Source organism: Lacticaseibacillus manihotivorans DSM 13343 = JCM 12514 (genome assembly GCF_001435035.1).
In the GTDB taxonomy this organism is placed as follows: Bacteria; Bacillota; Bacilli; order Lactobacillales; family Lactobacillaceae; genus Lacticaseibacillus; species Lacticaseibacillus manihotivorans.
The window spans coordinates 1-1725 of record NZ_AZEU01000024.1 but is presented as its reverse complement, the minus strand read 5'-3'; the positions used below and the strand labels follow the sequence as shown (position 1 = coordinate 1725).

The window sequence follows — 1725 nt, the reverse complement described above, 5'->3', positions numbered from 1 at the left end:
TTTTATTGTCCAAAAAATTTTGAGACAGTGGCTAACTTGATTCTAAAATGCGCGAACATTTGCTGACTATGTTAACGCCCATAAACCGGATAAATTAAAAAACGATCAACCTAATAACTAGGCCGATCGTTTTCATTTTCAGGATTGTTTTTGGGCTTAATTTCTGGATTGTATTTAGCAAAGTCTTTTAACTGTTTTTGAATTCTTTGTGTAAGCTCTGCTTTACTTTCTTTGTGCTTCCTTTTACTTGATCGCTGTTGAATTATCTTTTGACCCTTACCTCTTCTTTTTAATTTTAGGTCAAGCGTAAAATCTGAAATTTTATTTTGATCTAGCTTACTTAAATGACCGATTTCTTTAAAGTTTAAACCGGCTTTGGGAAAGCGATAAATATTACCAAGATCGACCCAGGAAGGTTTCTTCAACCCAGCGGATTGCCAATCTTGAATCGGATAATATTGTTGCTTGATATAAGCCGACTTCTTTTCATACTGACTAGTAATTTTAAAAGCCTCGACCGTCTGTTCTGATACCCGACGAATTAAAACTGGCCGAGACTTACCACCATTAGTTTCTACAAAACTAACGTATAGGCTGACTAAGTCATTAGTCCTCATCTGGATCGTTGAGCCAATCAGCGACCTCTTTAGCGTCTTTGAACTCGGTGACTGGTGTCCCTTCGGTCGCCTTTAAAAAGCGTAAATTAGCTCTTTCTTCTTCGCTTAAAGACGCATTAAAAGGTAAAGCACCATTAGCAACAATCCGCTTGTAAAACATGTTAATGGCCGTGGTTGGATTTAAGCCCAATTCGCTTAAAACTGCTTCGGTATCATCGGCCAAATCTTTATCAATCTTGACTTGGACCCGTTTCTTTTCCTTAACTGCCATGATTGTCTCATCTCCTTTCTTTTACTACTACCATTATACTACCTTTTGAGTACCTTATCAATAGATAAAGTCCTGGCCTCAAATCACTTGAGCTTGGCGTTGATCTAAAGGCTGAACTTTTGAGCTGGTTAGCCTGGTTAGCTCTGGCACTCATTTAAAAGCCCCTATTCTTCTGTTTAAGCCATTTAAATCTAACTTAAGTAAAAAGAGGTTAGTAAGTCTTAAAACTTCTTAGAAAGGATTCTGTAGCCTTTTAGGACTAGTAGTACAACCCACTGTTATCGTTGTCGGCCGATTTTTCTTCTTCAGGGTGTTTGGTAGCATATTCTCTAGCCGCTTGTTTATTCCACCAAACTCCAAATAGGTTTTGCATGGTGCCGTACAAGTAGTTTTCAACGTTCTTGATATGCTTCTCATTGCTTCTAAGAGTGTTAAAGTAGCGTCTCAAGGCTTTGGTCATTAAAGGCTTCAGCTCCTCATCATCAAGTGGGATTAGGACCCCAATATCCTGATGATCCTTCTCAACTCGGTACTTAGCATTTAAGATAATGCCGATGAAGCGACGCATTTGTTGTGGGGTACGGCACCAGAAGCTAAGTAATTGCACGGCTTCGGGTTCTAAGAAAACGGGTAAGCCACTGTCTTCATCAGTTAGGAAGTCATTAGCATGATTTATGAGATCCTGGTTTTGTTTTTGAATTTCTGCTGGTGAGAAATTGGCTGTGGAAAAGTCCGACTTTTGAGTATCTATATTGTATCTGTTTTTGTCTCTTTCTTTAGGTTCCTGGATTATTCATAGAATTTCAAAAAAGCAGCGCAATCCCATGATTCACACGG

2 protein-coding genes and 1 pseudogene are annotated in these 1725 nt (G+C 38.8%); all 3 read right to left on the bottom strand.

Annotated features, from left to right (window positions below; genetic code table 11):
• Nucleotides 1–110: 110 nt before the first annotated feature.
• Nucleotides 111–617, bottom strand: a complete 507-nt coding sequence (locus FD01_RS16260; RefSeq protein ID WP_054720097.1) for a hypothetical protein — start codon at nucleotides 615–617, stop codon at nucleotides 111–113.
• Complete coding sequence (locus tag FD01_RS01740) at nucleotides 607–888, bottom strand: type II toxin-antitoxin system RelB/DinJ family antitoxin (protein WP_002819873.1); 282 nt, start codon at nucleotides 886–888, stop codon at nucleotides 607–609. Before FD01_RS01740 ends, FD01_RS16260 begins: the two co-directional genes overlap by 11 nt.
• Before the next feature lie 259 nt (nucleotides 889–1147).
• Nucleotides 1148–1666, bottom strand: a pseudogene (locus FD01_RS01735) (replication initiator protein A); the annotation flags it as partial.
• Nucleotides 1667–1725: the final 59 nt, after the last annotated feature.